The organism is Paraburkholderia jirisanensis (assembly GCF_054782355.1).
Genome location: NZ_BAAGSQ010000033.1, coordinates 314,746 through 329,434, shown reverse-complemented (window position 1 = coordinate 329,434; position 14,689 = coordinate 314,746). Strand labels below are relative to the sequence as shown.

At 65.9% G+C, this 14,689-nt stretch carries 14 protein-coding genes; 12 read left to right on the top strand and 2 right to left on the bottom strand.

The window, feature by feature from the left end:
* The first annotated feature begins 125 nt into the window (after positions 1-125).
* The 8 genes from ACYVNQ_RS33495 to ACYVNQ_RS33460 all read left to right on the top strand — a co-directional run bounded on the left by ACYVNQ_RS33495 (position 126) and on the right by ACYVNQ_RS33460 (position 7,166).
* Positions 126-1,082 (top strand): LacI family DNA-binding transcriptional regulator, encoded by a 957-nt coding sequence (locus ACYVNQ_RS33495; protein WP_460909203.1) that lies wholly within the window; start codon positions 126-128, stop codon positions 1,080-1,082.
* A gap of 26 nt (positions 1,083-1,108) precedes the next feature.
* Positions 1,109-2,062 (top strand): substrate-binding domain-containing protein, encoded by a 954-nt coding sequence (locus ACYVNQ_RS33490; RefSeq protein ID WP_460909201.1) that lies wholly within the window; start codon positions 1,109-1,111, stop codon positions 2,060-2,062.
* Between the two features lie 14 nt (positions 2,063-2,076).
* Positions 2,077-2,862: an ATP-binding cassette domain-containing protein gene (locus ACYVNQ_RS33485; protein ID WP_460909199.1), complete on the top strand. Its 786-nt coding sequence runs from the start codon at positions 2,077-2,079 to the stop codon at positions 2,860-2,862.
* Positions 2,859-3,857: an ABC transporter permease gene (locus ACYVNQ_RS33480; RefSeq protein ID WP_460909197.1), complete on the top strand. Its 999-nt coding sequence runs from the start codon at positions 2,859-2,861 to the stop codon at positions 3,855-3,857. The genes ACYVNQ_RS33485 and ACYVNQ_RS33480 overlap by 4 nt, the downstream gene beginning before the upstream one ends.
* 15 nt (positions 3,858-3,872) lie before the next feature.
* Positions 3,873-4,529: a TenA family protein gene (locus ACYVNQ_RS33475; protein WP_460909195.1), complete on the top strand. Its 657-nt coding sequence runs from the start codon at positions 3,873-3,875 to the stop codon at positions 4,527-4,529.
* 22 nt (positions 4,530-4,551) lie between these two features.
* Entirely contained in the window at positions 4,552-5,397 is an 846-nt protein-coding gene (locus ACYVNQ_RS33470; protein WP_460909193.1) for a BtpA/SgcQ family protein, read from the top strand.
* The gene (locus ACYVNQ_RS33465; RefSeq protein ID WP_460909190.1) at positions 5,394-6,359 is read left to right on the top strand and encodes a ribokinase; all 966 of its coding nucleotides are present in this window, start codon (positions 5,394-5,396) and stop codon (positions 6,357-6,359) included. Before ACYVNQ_RS33470 ends, ACYVNQ_RS33465 begins: the two co-directional genes overlap by 4 nt.
* Before the next feature lie 102 nt (positions 6,360-6,461).
* On the top strand, positions 6,462-7,166 hold the full coding sequence (locus tag ACYVNQ_RS33460; protein WP_460909188.1) for a glutathione S-transferase family protein: 705 nt from the start codon (positions 6,462-6,464) through the stop codon (positions 7,164-7,166).
* A gap of 142 nt (positions 7,167-7,308) precedes the next feature.
* Here the strand turns inward: ACYVNQ_RS33460 and ACYVNQ_RS33455 are convergent, their stop codons facing one another.
* Together ACYVNQ_RS33455 and ACYVNQ_RS33450 are read right to left on the bottom strand one after the other, a co-directional pair.
* Positions 7,309-8,238 (bottom strand): dihydrodipicolinate synthase family protein, encoded by a 930-nt coding sequence (locus tag ACYVNQ_RS33455; protein ID WP_460909186.1) that lies wholly within the window; start codon positions 8,236-8,238, stop codon positions 7,309-7,311.
* Between the two features lie 61 nt (positions 8,239-8,299).
* Positions 8,300-9,307 (bottom strand): 2-hydroxyacid dehydrogenase, encoded by a 1,008-nt coding sequence (locus tag ACYVNQ_RS33450; RefSeq protein WP_460909183.1) that lies wholly within the window; start codon positions 9,305-9,307, stop codon positions 8,300-8,302.
* A gap of 235 nt (positions 9,308-9,542) precedes the next feature.
* Here ACYVNQ_RS33450 and ACYVNQ_RS33445 point away from each other — a divergent pair, with 235 nt between their 5' ends.
* The 4 genes from ACYVNQ_RS33445 to ACYVNQ_RS33430 all read left to right on the top strand — a co-directional run bounded on the left by ACYVNQ_RS33445 (position 9,543) and on the right by ACYVNQ_RS33430 (position 14,670).
* A complete protein-coding gene (locus ACYVNQ_RS33445) occupies positions 9,543-11,282 on the top strand; it encodes an IlvD/Edd family dehydratase (protein WP_460909181.1) in 1,740 nt (579 codons plus the stop codon).
* Positions 11,283-11,909: 627 nt separating this feature from the next.
* On the top strand, positions 11,910-12,578 hold the full coding sequence (locus ACYVNQ_RS33440) for a GntR family transcriptional regulator (protein ID WP_460911197.1): 669 nt from the start codon (positions 11,910-11,912) through the stop codon (positions 12,576-12,578).
* Positions 12,575-13,381 carry an NAD-dependent epimerase/dehydratase family protein gene (locus ACYVNQ_RS33435; protein ID WP_460909179.1) on the top strand — a complete coding sequence of 269 codons (807 nt, stop codon included), beginning with the start codon at positions 12,575-12,577 and terminating at the stop codon, positions 13,379-13,381. The genes ACYVNQ_RS33440 and ACYVNQ_RS33435 overlap by 4 nt, the downstream gene beginning before the upstream one ends.
* 299 nt (positions 13,382-13,680) lie before the next feature.
* On the top strand, positions 13,681-14,670 hold the full coding sequence (locus ACYVNQ_RS33430) for a LacI family DNA-binding transcriptional regulator (protein ID WP_460911195.1): 990 nt from the start codon (positions 13,681-13,683) through the stop codon (positions 14,668-14,670).
* Positions 14,671-14,689: the final 19 nt, after the last annotated feature.

Here is a 14,689-nt window from a genome sequence, read left to right as displayed (position 1 = left end):
GTAAAGCGTTTTACAAAAGCAGGGCGCAGCAACCGCCTGTTCGACGAACTTCCAGCGAGGCACGCGTGACGCAACGCCGTTTGATACCAGGTTTGAAAGATGTCGCACGCACGGCGGGCGTCTCGATGACCACCGTGTCGCGCTATCTGAACGCCAACCTGGTGTTGCCCGCCGACACCGCGCAGCGCGTCGATGCCGCGATCCGTCAGCTCGGCTACGTGCCGAACCTGCATGCGCGCAGCCTTGGCCGCGGGCGTTCGGACACCATCGGCCTGGTGATACCGACGATCGCCAACCCGTTCTTCGCGCTGCTCGCGGCGGCCGTCGAGGAGGCCGCCGAAGCACAGGGGCTCGGCGTGCTGCTGAGTTCGACGTCGAACAACGCGAGCCGCGAACTGCAATACGTAACGCGGATGCGCCGCAACCAGGTGAGCGGCCTGCTGTTCGTCAGCGCGCATTACCACACGCCCGAACTGGTCGAGGCGCTGAACGACACGCGCGGTCTGGTGCTGATCGACGAAGACATTCCCGGCGTGCGCAGCGCCAAGGTGCTGTACGACAACTATCGCGGCGGCTGGCTGGCCGGGGAACATCTGGCCGAACAGGGACATCGCCGCCTTGCCTTCATCGGCGGGCCGTCGGAACTCGCCAGCACGCGCGACCGCTTTGCCGGCTTGCGCGATGCAGCGGCGCAGGCCGGCGCCGAAGTCACGTTCGAAATGTACGGGCCGTACACGCCCGCGCATGGCGAGGACGCGGCGCGCGCGCTGTTGAGCCTCGCGCGCCCGCCGAGCGCCGTATTCGTATCGAGCGGCGAAATCATGATCGGCCTGCTCGATGCGCTGCATCGCGCCGGCGTGGCGGTTCCCGAGCGTCTGTCGCTGATCGTGTTCGACGATGCCGGTCCGCTGCATCTGTTCGATCCGCCGTTGACCGCGATCCGCCAGCCGATCGCCGAACTGGGCGCGCGTGCCGTCGAGCTGATGCTCGCGGCGTCGCAAGGCGACCCCGCAGAAACCGAAGTCCGTCTTCCGGTGGAGCTCGTGAAACGGGCTTCCGTGGCTCCGCCGATCTCCGTCTGACAGCTTGCCCGAACTCTGGAGGGTTTATGAATAAGGCACTACGTGTTGCGTTTAGCTGTTCAGTCGCGCTATTGGGCCTTGCCGGCTTCAGCGCATCTGCGCCTGCGGCAGACACGCCGACTTACGCGTTGATCGTGATCAATCAACAGGCGGCGTTCTTCAACCAGATGCGGGCGGGCGCCGAGGAGGAAGCGAAGAAACGCGGCGTCAAGCTGGTGGTGTTCAACGCCAACGACGCGTCGTCGGCGCAGGTCAACGCGATCGACGATTACGTGCAGCAAAAGGTCGACGGCATCGTGGTCGACGCGATCGACGCCAATGCGGTGCGCGGCGCAATCCGCAACGCGACGGCAGCCGGCATTCCGGTGGTCGGGCTCGACGCGGTATTGCCGCCCGGACCGCAGAAGTCGCAGGTGGCGGTGGACAACACGGTCGGCTCGAAGGAACTGGCCACGCGCTATCTGGACTACGTCGCGAAGAATCCGCAAGGTACCGCGCATATCGGCATTGTCGGCGCGCTGAGTTCGGTGATCCAGAACACGCGCCAGAAGATCTTTCAGGATGCCGTGACGGCGAGCGGCAAGGTCACGGTAGCGGGCGTGGTCGATGGACAGAACACCCAGGACGTCGCGCTGTCGGCCGCCGAAAATCTGCTGACCGCCAATCCCGATCTCGACGCGATCTATGCAACCGGCGAGCCGGCGATGCTCGGCGCGATTGCGGCGGTGCAGGCGCAAGGGCGGGCCGGCAAGGTGAAACTGATCGGCTGGGACCTGGCTCCTGAAGTGATCCGCGGCATCGAGCGCGGCTCGGTGCTCGGCGTGTTGCAGCAGGATCCGGCCTCGATGGGCCGCGACGCGATCACGCAGATCGACAACGCGCATCGCGGCAAGCCGGTGCAGCAGGTGGTGGTGTCGCCGGTGACGTGGGTGACGAAGGCCAACGTCGGCGCCTATCGCAGCCTGTTTGCGGCGAAATGACCATGCAGGCGCTCATGACCATGCAGCCATCCCCGTCGGCGTTTGCCACCGCTGCCGCGCCGCAGCCGCGCGTTCCCGTGCTGGCGATGAAGGGCATTCGCAAATCGTTCGGCTCGTTTCCCGCGTTGCGCGGCATCGATCTCGATCTTTACCCGGGCGAATGTGTCGGCCTGATCGGCGACAACGCCGCAGGCAAATCGACGCTGACCAAGGTAATGGCTGGCACGTATTTGCCCGATGCCGGCTCGATCTACGTCGGCGGCGAGGAAGTGCACTTCAGCGGACCCGCCGACGCCCGCGCCCGCCACATCGAAATGGTCTATCAGGACCTGAGCCTGTGCGACACCGTCGATGTGGTCGGCAACCTGTTTCTCGGCCGCGAACTATGCAAGGGCGGCATGCTGCAGCGCAAGCGCATGCAGGCCGAAGCGCGCACGCTGCTGGACCGGCTGAAGATCCGCATTCCGAGCCTGACCAGTACCGTCGAACAGTTGTCAGGCGGTCAGCGGCAGTCGATTGCGATCGCGCGCGCCGCGTCGTTTTCGCCGCGCGTGCTGATCATGGACGAGCCTACGTCGGCGCTCGCGGTTGCCGAAGTCGATGCGGTGCTCGACCTGATCAATCGCGTCAAGGCGCAGGGCGTGGCGGTCGTGCTGATCACGCACCGGCTGCAGGACCTGTTCCGGGTCTGCGACCGGATCGCGGTGATGTACGAAGGCACCAAGGTCGCCGAGCGCCAGCTCGGCGAGACGAGCCTCGAAGAACTGGTTCAGCTGATCGTCGGAAGGAGACACGGATGAGCACCACGCCCTATACCGAGCGCGAGCTCGGCTCGCGTTCGCGCGACTACTTCAGCAATCATGCGCAGGTGCTGTCGATTGCCGGCTTTTTCGTCGGCTGCTGTGCGGTGTTTGCGCTTGGCAGCAATACTTTTCTCAGCGCCGGCAATGCGCTGAACGTGCTGCGTCAGCTCGCGCCGATCCTGGTGGTGGCGATCGCGATGACCTTCGTGATTACGACCGGCGGCATCGACCTGTCGGTCGGTTCGATGGCCGCGCTGACCAATGCGCTGGTTGCGATCCTGATCCAGCACGGCGTGCCCTGGCCCGCCGCGGTGCTCGCGACGCTCGCGCTCGGCGGTGGGATCGGCTGGCTGCAAGGCTGGATCTCGGCCAGCCAGGCGATTCCGTCGTTCATCGTCACGCTGGCCACGATGTCGACGCTGCGCGGCATCGCGCTGTATTCGACCAAGGGCTTTTCGGTGCCGGTCGAACCGGGCACGGGCTTCGATTTCATCGGTACGGGTTCGCTGTTCGGCGTGCCTGTGCCGGCGCTGATCGCGGTGATCGTCTGCGTGCTCGGTTACGTGTACCTGAACCGGGGCCGCTATGGCCGCCGCGTGGTTGCGGTCGGCGCGAACGCGGAAGCCGCGCGGCGCGCCGGCATGCCGACGCTGCGCATCAAGACGTCGGTGTTTCTGCTCACGGGTCTCGCTGCTGCTGCGGCCGGGCTGATTCTCGCGTCGCGCCTCGGCTCCGGTTCGTCGAATGCGGCGGTGGGTTTCGAACTGGATGTGATCGCAGCGGTGGTGCTGGGTGGCACGTCGCTGATGGGCGGGCGCGCCACCATCACCGGCACGATCCTCGGCTCGCTGACCATCGCGGTGATCGGCAACGGGCTGATCCTGATGCATATCTCGCCGTTCTTCACGCAGATCATCACCGGCGTGATCATCCTCGGCGCTATCTGGTTGAACACGCGCGTGTTCGGTCGCTACAAATCGTCAAAGAAATAACGGGACTTCCGGCAGATGACCACTCACACTTCACCGACTCACTCGGAACGCCTGCTCGCAGCCAACACCGAGCTCTGGCAGACGATGCAGGAACACCGCTTCGTGGTCGACATCGAGCGCAACCGGCTACCGGCTGACGCGTTTGGCCGCTACCTGTCGTATGAGGGGCGCTTTGTCGAAACCGCGATCGGCATTTTCGGCCATGCGCTGATCAAGGCGCCGTCGATCGAACAGAAGCACTGGCTGATCGGCGTGCTGAACGCATTGTCCACCGAGCAGGTGCCGTACTTCGACCGTACCGTCGCGGCGCTGGATTTGCCGGCGTCATACGCCGACCAGCCGTTGCCCGCCGCGGTCGCGGCCTTCGATAGCGGCATGCTGGAGATCGCGCAGCAAGGCAGCTATGAAGACGTGATCGTCGCGATGCTGACCGCGGAATGGATGTACGGCACCTGGTGCACGCGCGCCAACCGCACACCGAACGACAACCGCTACATACGCGAATGGGTCGCGCTGCACGCGGACCCGACCTTCAGCGCGCAGGTGCAATGGTTGAGAGCACAAGTGGATGGCTGGAGCGAGCAGCAGTTCGATTTCGGGCGCTGCAGCGCGATTTTCTCCAAGGTTCTCGCACTGGAAATCGATTTCCACCGTGCGTGCTACGAAGTTTGACGTCTACTGCGGATACGATCAGATGAGCACACAACCCGTCTTCAAGCAAAAACCCAACGCGATCGAGAGCCTGTTCGGCAGACGCAAAGCGGTGATCGGCGTGATCCACTGTCTGCCGCTGCCGGGCGCGCCGCACTACGAAGGCCAGCCGGTCGGCGAACTGGTCGACTACGCGGTGCGCGAAGCGAAAGCCTATGCGCAGGGCGGGCTGGACGGCATCATCGTCGAGAATCACGGCGACATTCCGTTCTCGAAGCCCGAGGACCTCGGCCCTGAAACAGCGGCGGCGATGGCCGTGATTGCCGACGCGGTGCGGCGCGAGGTCGGGCTGCCGGTCGGTATCAACGTGCTGGCCAACGGCGCGATCCAGGCGCTGGCGGTGGCGAAGGCGGCGGGTGCGTCGTTCGTGCGCGTGAACCAGTGGGCCAATGCATACGTGGCCAACGAGGGCTTTATCGAAGGGCCGGCGGCGCTGGCCACGCGTTATCGTGCCCGTTTGCGCGCGCCGGACATCAAGATCATCGCTGACGTGCATGTCAAACATGGCGCGCACGCGATCACTGCAGACCGGTCGCTGGCGGAGCTTGCGCGCGACGTCGAGTTTTTCGACGCGGACGCCGCGATCGTCACCGGCCAGCGCACCGGCGATTCGGCCACGATGGATGAACTGCAGGCGATCGCCAAAGGCACCTCGCTGCCGGTGATGATCGGCTCAGGGGTGAACCCGTCGAATATCGGCGAGCTGTTCACTGTCGCGGATGCGGTGATCATCGCCAGTTTTCTGAAGCGCGATGGCGTGTGGTGGAATCCGGTCGACCGCGAACGGGTCGACGTGTTCATGAAGGAAGCCTTGAAGGCGCGCTTATGAAGCGGCTGTTCGTGGTCGGCAACGCGGTTGCCGATATGACCTTCCTCGTCGAGCATGCGCCGCGCGCGGGCGAGTCCGTGCTGGCGGTGGCGGTGCAGCGCGCGCCCGGCGGCAAGGGGCTGAACCAGGCGGTGGCCGCGCATCGCGCCGGTGCGGCGGTGGTGTTCCACGCGAGCGTCGGCAACGACAGCGAGGGCGCTGGAATCCGCCAGCGGCTCGAGGCTGAGCGCATGCATGGGTTGCGTGTCGTGAGCTGCGACGTGGCAACCGATATGTCGGTGGTGACCGTCTCGCGCAGCGGCGAAAATTCGATCGTCACGGCGGCCGGCTGTACGCGTGCGCTGGATCCATCGCAGGTCGTCGCGCAGATTGCCGACATCGCGGCGGACGATACGCTGCTGATGCAGGGCAACCTGTCGCTCGACTGCACGCGTGAAGTGATCGGGTATGCACGCGATCAAGGCGCAGCGGTGATCGTCAACGCCGCGCCGTGGTGCTGGCCGGATCCGTCGGCGCTCGCACATTGTGCCGGTGTGATCGCCAACGAGGGCGAGATTCGCGACATCTCCAGGCTGGACGAGCCGGAGCAGGCGGCGCGCTGGCTGCTCGCGCGCGGACCCGAATGGGTGGTCGTGACGCTCGGCGCACGCGGCGCGTTGCTGGTGCGTGCGGGGCAGACGGTGCATCTGCCGGCGTTGCCGGTGGTGGCGGTCGATACGTCGGGCGCGGGCGATGTGTTTTGCGGCGTGCTGGCGGCGCTGCTTTCGCAAGCGGCGCCGTTGACGCAGGCGATCGAATGCGCGCAACGTGCCGCGGCGCTCGCAGTCGAGCGTCACGGCACGTTTGGATCGATTCCGCGTGCCGACGAAATGCGGCATGTGATGCAGGCGGTGTTCGGTGAACCGGGTGTTGTGCATGCCGGCGCGGGGGCGGTCGCTGGAGTCGAGGCGGTGGGGCGATGAAGGCTTCGCCTGGTCGTATTCGCGTTCGCGTGTTTGCGCTTTGTACCCCCTGCGCGGCAAAATACGGGCGTTACCGATAACACGAACTCAGGAGACTCCTCGATGATTCGCTTTTACTTCCATCCCACGCCCAATCCGGCCAAGGTCTCGCTGTTTCTCGAAGAAGCCGCGTTGCCCTATGAAGTCGTGCCGGTCGATACCAGCAAAGGCGAGCAGCACACGCCCGCGTTTCGCGCGATCAACCCGAACGGCAAGGTCCCCGCGATCGTCGATACGGATGGGCCGGATGGCCACGAAGCAGTGGTGTTCGACTCGACCGCGATCCTGCTGTACCTCGCCGAAAAGACCGGCCAGTTCGGCGGCAAACCTGCCGATCGCCCGCAACTGCTGTCGTGGCTGATGTTCGTTGGAACCGGTCTCGGGCCTTTTTCAGGGCAGGCGGTGCATTTCCAGCATGCGGCGCCTGAGGGCATCGATTATGCGGTGAACCGCTATCGTCGCGAGGCGGATCGGCACTATCAGGTGCTCAACGATTGGCTGGTGGGGCGGCAATATATCGTCGGCGACACGTACACGATCGCGGATATGTCGGCGTGGGGGTGGATCGAACGCGCGTCGCGTGTGTTCAAGGGCAGCAGAGATGCGCTCGGCGATTATCCGGAGCTCAAGCGCTGGTTTGCCGCAATCGATGCGCGGCCCGCGGCGTTGCGCGCGCGAGCGGTCGGCAAGAGCCATCCGTTCAAGACCGTGCGCGACGAAGAAGCGCAGCGCGCGCTGTTTCCGTCGAATTTTCCGAAGAGCGCGTAGAGCGAACTGGAACGCGCGATGGGCGCGACGTCGCGCAACAAAAGGCGCGTGACGTCACGCAGCGAAAAGCGCATGACGTCGCGCAACAAAAGGCACACAGCGCAGCGCGTCAGATCACGCGCCGCGGCGCCGCACCTGACACTCAGGCCATCGCCTCGATCCCCGGCATCGAGAATTCGAGCTGCGCCAGCGCGCTTTCCAGTTCGTCGCGCTGCCCATCGTTCAACGCAACCAGCGGCGGCCGCACGGTGCCCCAGTCGCGGTCGTGCATATAGATGCCGATGGCCGCCTTCAACGCCGGGATCATCGGGAAGCGCGCAAATACCGCACGCGTCGCATCGAGCGCTTTCTGCCGCGCATCCGCATCGACGCCGCGCCAGTTCTCGTACAGCGCGACGATCGCCGCCGGGTTCACATTGCCGGTTGCGGTAATGCAACCCGCGCCGCCGCCGCGCAACGTGGCCAGCAGGAAATTCTCGCTGCCGGCGAACACGTCGAAGCCCTGCGGCTGGAAGCGCTCGAGCATTGCCTTGGTGTTGTTCCAGTCGCCGGAACTATCCTTGGTGCCCGCGATGATGCGCGGATAGTGCTTCAGCAAGCGCTCGATCAGATTGAGGCTCAGCGGTACCTGCGAAACCTGCGGGATGTGATACACGTAAATCCGCAGCGCATCCGAACCGACCCGCTCGATCACTTCCGCGTAGCTGCGAAACAGGCCTTCGTCGCTGACGCCCTTGTAATAGAACGGCGGCAGCATCAACACATGATTGCAGCCAACCGATAGCGCATGCCGCGTCAGCTCGACGGTATCGGTCAGCGCGGAACAGCCGGTGCCGGGCATCATCCGGTCGGTCGGAATGCCGGCGCCCACCAGCGTATCGAGCAGCCGCTTCTTCTCGTCCACCGACATCGAGTTCGCTTCCGAATTGGTGCCGAACACCGCGAGGCCGACCTGTTGATCCACGAGCCATTTGCAATGGCGCACGTAGCGTTGATGGTCGGGGGCGAGCGATCGGTCGAATGGCGTGACGACGGGCGAATAGACCCCGTGGGGCCGGCTGGTCTGGTTCATGATGGGTCCTTTGGCTGAAGGGCGGTGGGGCGTCCGGTGAGGCGTTTGGGCGTTCAGGCGTTTAGTTGCGCGGCGGGCTGGGCCGCGCGGAAGACGGTGAGCGAAATTCGACCGCAGTGGGATTCACACAGGTCGCGCCGAGAATTCCATCGAGCGCATCGGCCACGTTCTGCGCGGCCCGTACGGCCATCGCTTCGCGGGTCTGCTGCGTGGCCGAGCCGATATGCGGCGCCAGCACCACGTTGGGCAGCTCGAACAGCGGCGACGCGCCAAGCGGTTCGTGTTCGTAGACGTCGAGGCCCGCGCCGCGAATGCGTTGTGCGCGCAGCGCGTCGATCAGCGCGGCTTCGTCGACCACCGGGCCGCGGCCGCAGTTGAGCAGGATCGCGTCGGGCTTCATCAGGTTCAGTTGCGCGGCGCCGATCAGCTTTTCGGTTTCGCTGGAAAGCGGCAGCAGCAGGCAGACGAAATCGGCTTCGCGCAGCAGTTCGGCCAGTTCGCGCCGTTCGGCGCCGAATGCGCTTTCCGCTTCGGCGTTGCGGCTGCGGTTGGTGTAGAGCACCTTCATGCCGAAGCCGTGTGCGGCGCGGCGCGCCACGGCTGCACCGATGCGGCCAAGCCCGACGATGCCAAGCGTCTTGTGATGCACATCGACCCCGAACTGCTGCGGCCCCGACGACGCCTGCCATGCGCCGCGCCGTGTCCATGCATCGAGTTCGGCAATCCGGCGCGCTGCTGCCAGCAGCAACGCGAATACGAGGTCTGCGGTGGTTTCGGTCACTTCGGCAGGCGTGTTGGTCAGCACGATGCCGCGCCGCGTCAGCTGTGCGACGTCGAAATCGTCATAGCCGGCCGATACTGTCGATGCCGCTTCAAGCAACGGTGCCGCATCGAGCAGCTCAGGCGTAATCTTCAACTTGTTGCCGACGATGCCGTGCGCGTGCGCGAGCGCGTCGAGAAACGCGGCGCGGTTGTCGTCGGCATCGACGACGCGCAGGTCGCAGCGGGTTTCGAGCACAGCGAGGGCGGCGGCCGGCAGCCGGCGATAGGCGACGACGCGTTTCTTCATCGAGGGATTTCCGGGGCGTGGCAACTGCGTGGGGCGCTTCGACGTGCTTGCGTCCTGGTATGTCGGCCAAGCGCGCTCAGGCAAGCACGCCCGGACAACAGCATGGCGTTACCCGTTTGACGACGAACGGACGAGGCTATCAGGAAGCGAACAAGAAAGCGCTTACTTGAACTTCACTATAAGCCCCGTTAGAATCGTCGTCAACATTATTGATAATCGAGACAAGGACCGACTGATGACCGATGACACGAAGCGTGGCTTGCGCAAGGGCCTGACCAACTATGGCGACGAAGGCTTCTCGCTGTTTCTGCGGCGCGCTTTCATCAAGGGTGCGGGTTATACGGACGACGCGCTGTCGCGGCCGATCGTCGCGATCGCCAACACGGGCAGCGCGTACAACCCATGCCACGGCAATGCGCCGCAGCTGATCGAGGCGATCAAGCGCGGCGTACTGCTGGCGGGCGGATTGCCGGTGGAGTTTCCGACCATCTCGATCGCGGAGAGCTTCTCGCACCCGACCAGCATGTATCTGCGCAACCTGATGTCGATGGATACCGAGGAGATGATCCGCGCGCAGCCGATGGATGCGGTGGTGCTGATCGGCGGCTGCGACAAGACGGTGCCGGCGCAGCTGATGGGCGCGGCCGCCGCCAACGTGCCGGCGATCCAGCTGGTCACCGGTGCGATGCTGACCGGTTCGCACCGCGGCGAACGGGTGGGCGCGTGCACCGACTGCCGGCGTTTCTGGGCGAGCTTTCGCGGCGACCAGATCGATCAGCATCAGATCGACGAAGTGAATAGCCAGCTGGTCGCCACCGTCGGTACCTGTTCGGTGATGGGCACGGCCAGCACGATGGCGTGTATCGCCGAGGCGATGGGCATCATGCTGCCGGGCGGCGCGACGCCGCCGGCGGTCAGCGCGGACCGCATCCGCGTCGCGGAGCGCACCGGCACGCAGGCGGTCGCGATGATCAAGGCCGGCCTGACGCCGGACCAGATCCTGACGCCGAAGGCGATCGAAAACGCACTGCGCGTGCTGCTCGCGATCGGCGGTTCGACCAACGGCATCATCCACCTGACGGCGATTGCCGGGCGTCTGGGTATCCAGATCGATCTCGACGCGCTCGACCGGATGGCGCGCGAAACGCCGGTGCTGGTCGACCTGAAGCCGTCGGGCCAGCACTACATGGAAGACCTGCATCGCGCGGGCGGCCTCGTCACGGTGATGCGCGAGATGAAGGACCTGCTGCATCTCGACGCGCTGACGGTCACCGGCCGCACGCTCGGCGAAGAGATCGACGCCGCGCCGGCGCCGTTCCCGCAGGAAGTCGTGCGCAGCATGGCAAGGCCTATTTTCCCGCAGGGCGGCATTGCGGTGCTACACGGCAACCTCGCGCCGGGCGGGGCGATCATCAAGCAGTCGGCGGCCGATGCGAAGCTGATGGAGCACGAAGCGCGCGCGGTGGTGTTCGAGGATGCGGAAGACCTTGCGCGCCGCATCGACGACCCGGCGCTCGACGTCACCGCCGAAGACATTCTGGTGTTGAAGCGCATCGGGCCGGTCGGCGCGCCGGGCATGCCGGAGGCGGGCTATATTCCGATTCCGCGCAAGCTCGGCCGCGCCGGCGTGAAGGACATGGTGCGGATCTCGGACGGCCGCATGAGCGGTACGGCGGCCGGCACGATCGTGCTGCACGTGACGCCGGAGGCGGCCATCGGCGGGCCGCTGGCGATCGTGCGGAACGGCGACCGGATCCGGTTGTCGGTGCAGCAGCGTTCGATCGAGCTGCTAGTGTCGGATGAGGAAATCGCACAGCGGCTCGCGGCGTTGCCGAAGCGCGAGGCGGACCCGGAGGCGCGCGGCTACCGCAAGCTGTTCCTCGAGACCATCACGCAGGCCGATGAGGGTTGCGATTTCGACTTCCTGAAGGCGGTGAAAGTGGTGGCGACGGTGCCGGGTGGCGGCAAGCGCTGAGCGCGGTGGTGCGGCGGCGGGTGGCATGGGGCAACCTGCAGGCAGCAGGCAGCAGGCAGCAGGCAGCAGGCGGCAGGCAGCAGGCAGCAGGCAGCAGGCGGCAAGCGGCAAGCGGCAAGCGGCAAGCGGCAAGCGGCAAGCGGCAAGCGGCAAGCGGCAAGCGGCAAGCGGCAAGCGGCAAGCGGCAAGCGGCAAGCGGCAAGCGGCCGCGCGTGGCAGCCACGGCCCTCGCAGCTTGCCGTTGAGCGCACGCGTGCCGCGTAGGCGACGCGCCAGGCTATGCTGTCGCGCATCGAACCTTTGCGGGAGTTATTCCGTATGACCGACGCTGCAACGCTCAAGCGTCTCGCCGCCCGCGCGGGGCGAACGAAAACCGCCGCGCCCGCGGCCGCCAGGCGGGCCACGACCAACGCAAGCGCCGACGGCGCCGCGGCTAACGAAGACGCGGCCGCCGCGGCGCGCGAAAGCGCCGTGCCCATCGCACGCGCCAAGGCCGCCGGGCGCACCGGGGCCACCGCGGCTCACGCTTCCACCGCGGCACGCGAACCCGAAACGGATGCCGACACCGACACTGACGCAGACAGCCCATTCCGTCGCGACCGCAACACCGGCGAGACCTCGCGGCGCATCGCCGACCAGCTTGAAGACGAAATCGTGCTGGGCGTGCTGCATCCGCGCGAGCGGCTGATCGAAGACGAGCTGTGCGCGCGCTTCGACCTGAAGCGCCACGTCGCGCGTCAGGTGCTGGTCGAGCTCGAACAGCGCGGTCTCGCCGAGCGGCGGCGCAATGTCGGCGCGGTGGTCAAGTCGTTCAGCGCGCGCGAAGTCACCGAGCTGTACGACCTGCGCGAGCTGCTGGAGACGCACGCAGCGAGCCGCATCCCGTTTCCGGTCGAGCGCGCGCAACTCGACGCGCTCGACGCGTTGCAGGCGCAGCACGACGCGGCCGCGCAAGCCGGCGATCTGCGCCGCGTATTCCGCGTGAACATGGCGTTTCACCACGCGTTTTTCGCCCTATGCGGCGACCGCGTGCTGGTCGACGCGATCCACGAATACGAGCGGCGCACGCATGCGATCCGCTCGGTGTCGATCGTGTTTCCGCAGTATCTGGAGCGTGCGCGCGCCGAGCATCATCAGATTATCGCTGCGCTCAAGCACGGCGACCGCGAGCGGTTGATCGAACTGTGCCGCTCGCATCTGCTGCCGTCGCGCGACGCCTATCTCGAAGCACATCACAGGCGGGCCGCCGCGGCACGACCGCGCGAGTCCGCCGATTCGAATGGAGACGATGCATGACACGGGTTTTGATCACCGGCGCGGCCGGACACATCGGCCGCGCGTTACGTGCGGGCCTCGCGGGCCGCTATCAGCTGCGGCTGGCCGACATCGCGCCGCAGGCGCCGGCCGGCGCGGGCGAGGAGGTGGTCAGCGCGGACATCACGCGCCTCGAGGAACTGCTGCCGGTGATGCAGGGCGTCGATACGGTCGTGCACCTCGCCGGCATTCCCGACGAAGACACGTGGCAGAAAATCCGCGATATGAATATCGAAGGCTGCTACAACGTGTTCGAAGCAGCGCGGCAGGCGGGCGTGAAACGCGTGGTGTTCGCCAGTTCCAATCATGCGGTCGGCTTCCACCGGCGCGACCGGATGATCGACGACACGGTGCCGCTGCGCCCGGACAGCCGCTATGGCGTGTCGAAGGTGTTCGGCGAGGCGCTCGGCCGGTTGTATGCGGACAAGCACGGCATGTCGGTCGCGTGTTTGCGGATCGGCTCGTTCCGCGCGGACGACACGGTCAGCGCGCCGCGTCATCTGAACACGTGGATCAGCCATCGCGACATGGTGCAGCTGACGCAGCGCTGCATCGACCACCCGGACTACCATTTTGTGATCGCCTACGGCGTGTCGAACAATGCGCGCAACCGCTGGAGCAACGCGAATGCGCGCTTTCTCGGCTATCAGCCGCAGGACGATGCCGAACTGGGCGCCGCGCGCATCGCGGCGAGTGGCCAGCACGAAGACGAGCGCGAGGCGCTGTTTCATGGCGGGTTTGGTTGCATCGTCGAGTTCGATGGCGACGTGCGGCGCATCGATTAGGCGGTGAGGGCGGCGCGGGCGGCTGTGGTGCTGCACGTTGCGCGTTGAAGCATTCGCCTTGCAGCGGCAGCGCAGTAGCAGAGCGGTAGTAGCAGCCGCAGCAGCGCCTGCATCCGCGTCCGCATCCGCTCGCTTATCACCTCACGTATCGGCGAATTTCGACGCGCCCCTTCGCGCACTATAAAATGTGACAGGCCTGAGGCGCCGTCCGCGTGCCTCGCCAGACCCGGCTGGGTGCCAGATTGACTGTCGAACAAAAAAAGAGAGCGTCGCGCCGCAAATCGAATGCGATCTCCGTGATGGACGTCGCGCGTGCCGCGGGCGTATCGACCGCGACCGTGTCGCGCGTGCTGAACGGCAACGCGACGGTCGCCGCCGAATTGCAGCAGCGCGTGCGCGACATCGCCGAACAGCTCGGCTACACGCCGCATGCCGCGGCGCGCGCGCTGGCATCGCAGCGCTCGAAAACGATCGGCGCGGTGATTCCGTCGCTGGAAAACCAGAACTTCGCACTGGGCGTGTTCGCGCTGCAAAAGCGCATCGGCGAGGCCGGCTATACGCTGCTGCTCGGCTGTTCCTACTATGACCAGCAGGACGAACTGAAGCAGGTGCGCGCGCTGATCGCGGACGGCATTGCGGGGCTGTTGCTGGTCGGCCGCAGCCATGCGCCGGCGCTGTACGAACTGCTCGAGGAAAAACAGATTCCGCTGGTGAACGGCTGGACCGTCGATCATGCGCACCCGTATGTGGGCTTCGACAATGTGTCGGTGGGCCGGCGTCTGGCCGAATATCTGCTCGATCTGGGCCACACGCGCTTCGGCATGATCACGCAGATGACGCAGCACAGCGACCGCGCGGCGGACCGCATCGTCGGCGTGCGCGCGGCGCTGCAGTCGCGCGGGCTGCAGTTGCGCCACGAGCATCTGATCCAGATGCCGCACAAGATCATCGAAGGGCAGATGGCGATGAAGGCGCTGATGCAGGGTCCGGAGCGGCCCACCGCGGTGATTTGCGGCACCGATCTGCTGGCGATCGGCGCATTGGCCGAGGCGCGCGAGGCGGGTATCGAAGTGCCGGCCGAGCTGTCGATTGCGGGGATCAACGATATCGAGGTGTCGAGCTTCACGACGCCGCCGCTGACCACGATGCGGCTCGCTGCTGACGAGATCGGTACGCGCAGCGCGGATTATCTGCTCGCGCGGATCGAAGGGCGGCCGGTGAGTTCGCAGAATATCGTGCCGACCGACCTGATCGTGCGGGGGACCACGGGGCCGTTGCGGAGGGGGTGAAGGCCTCTTAACAGTGGAT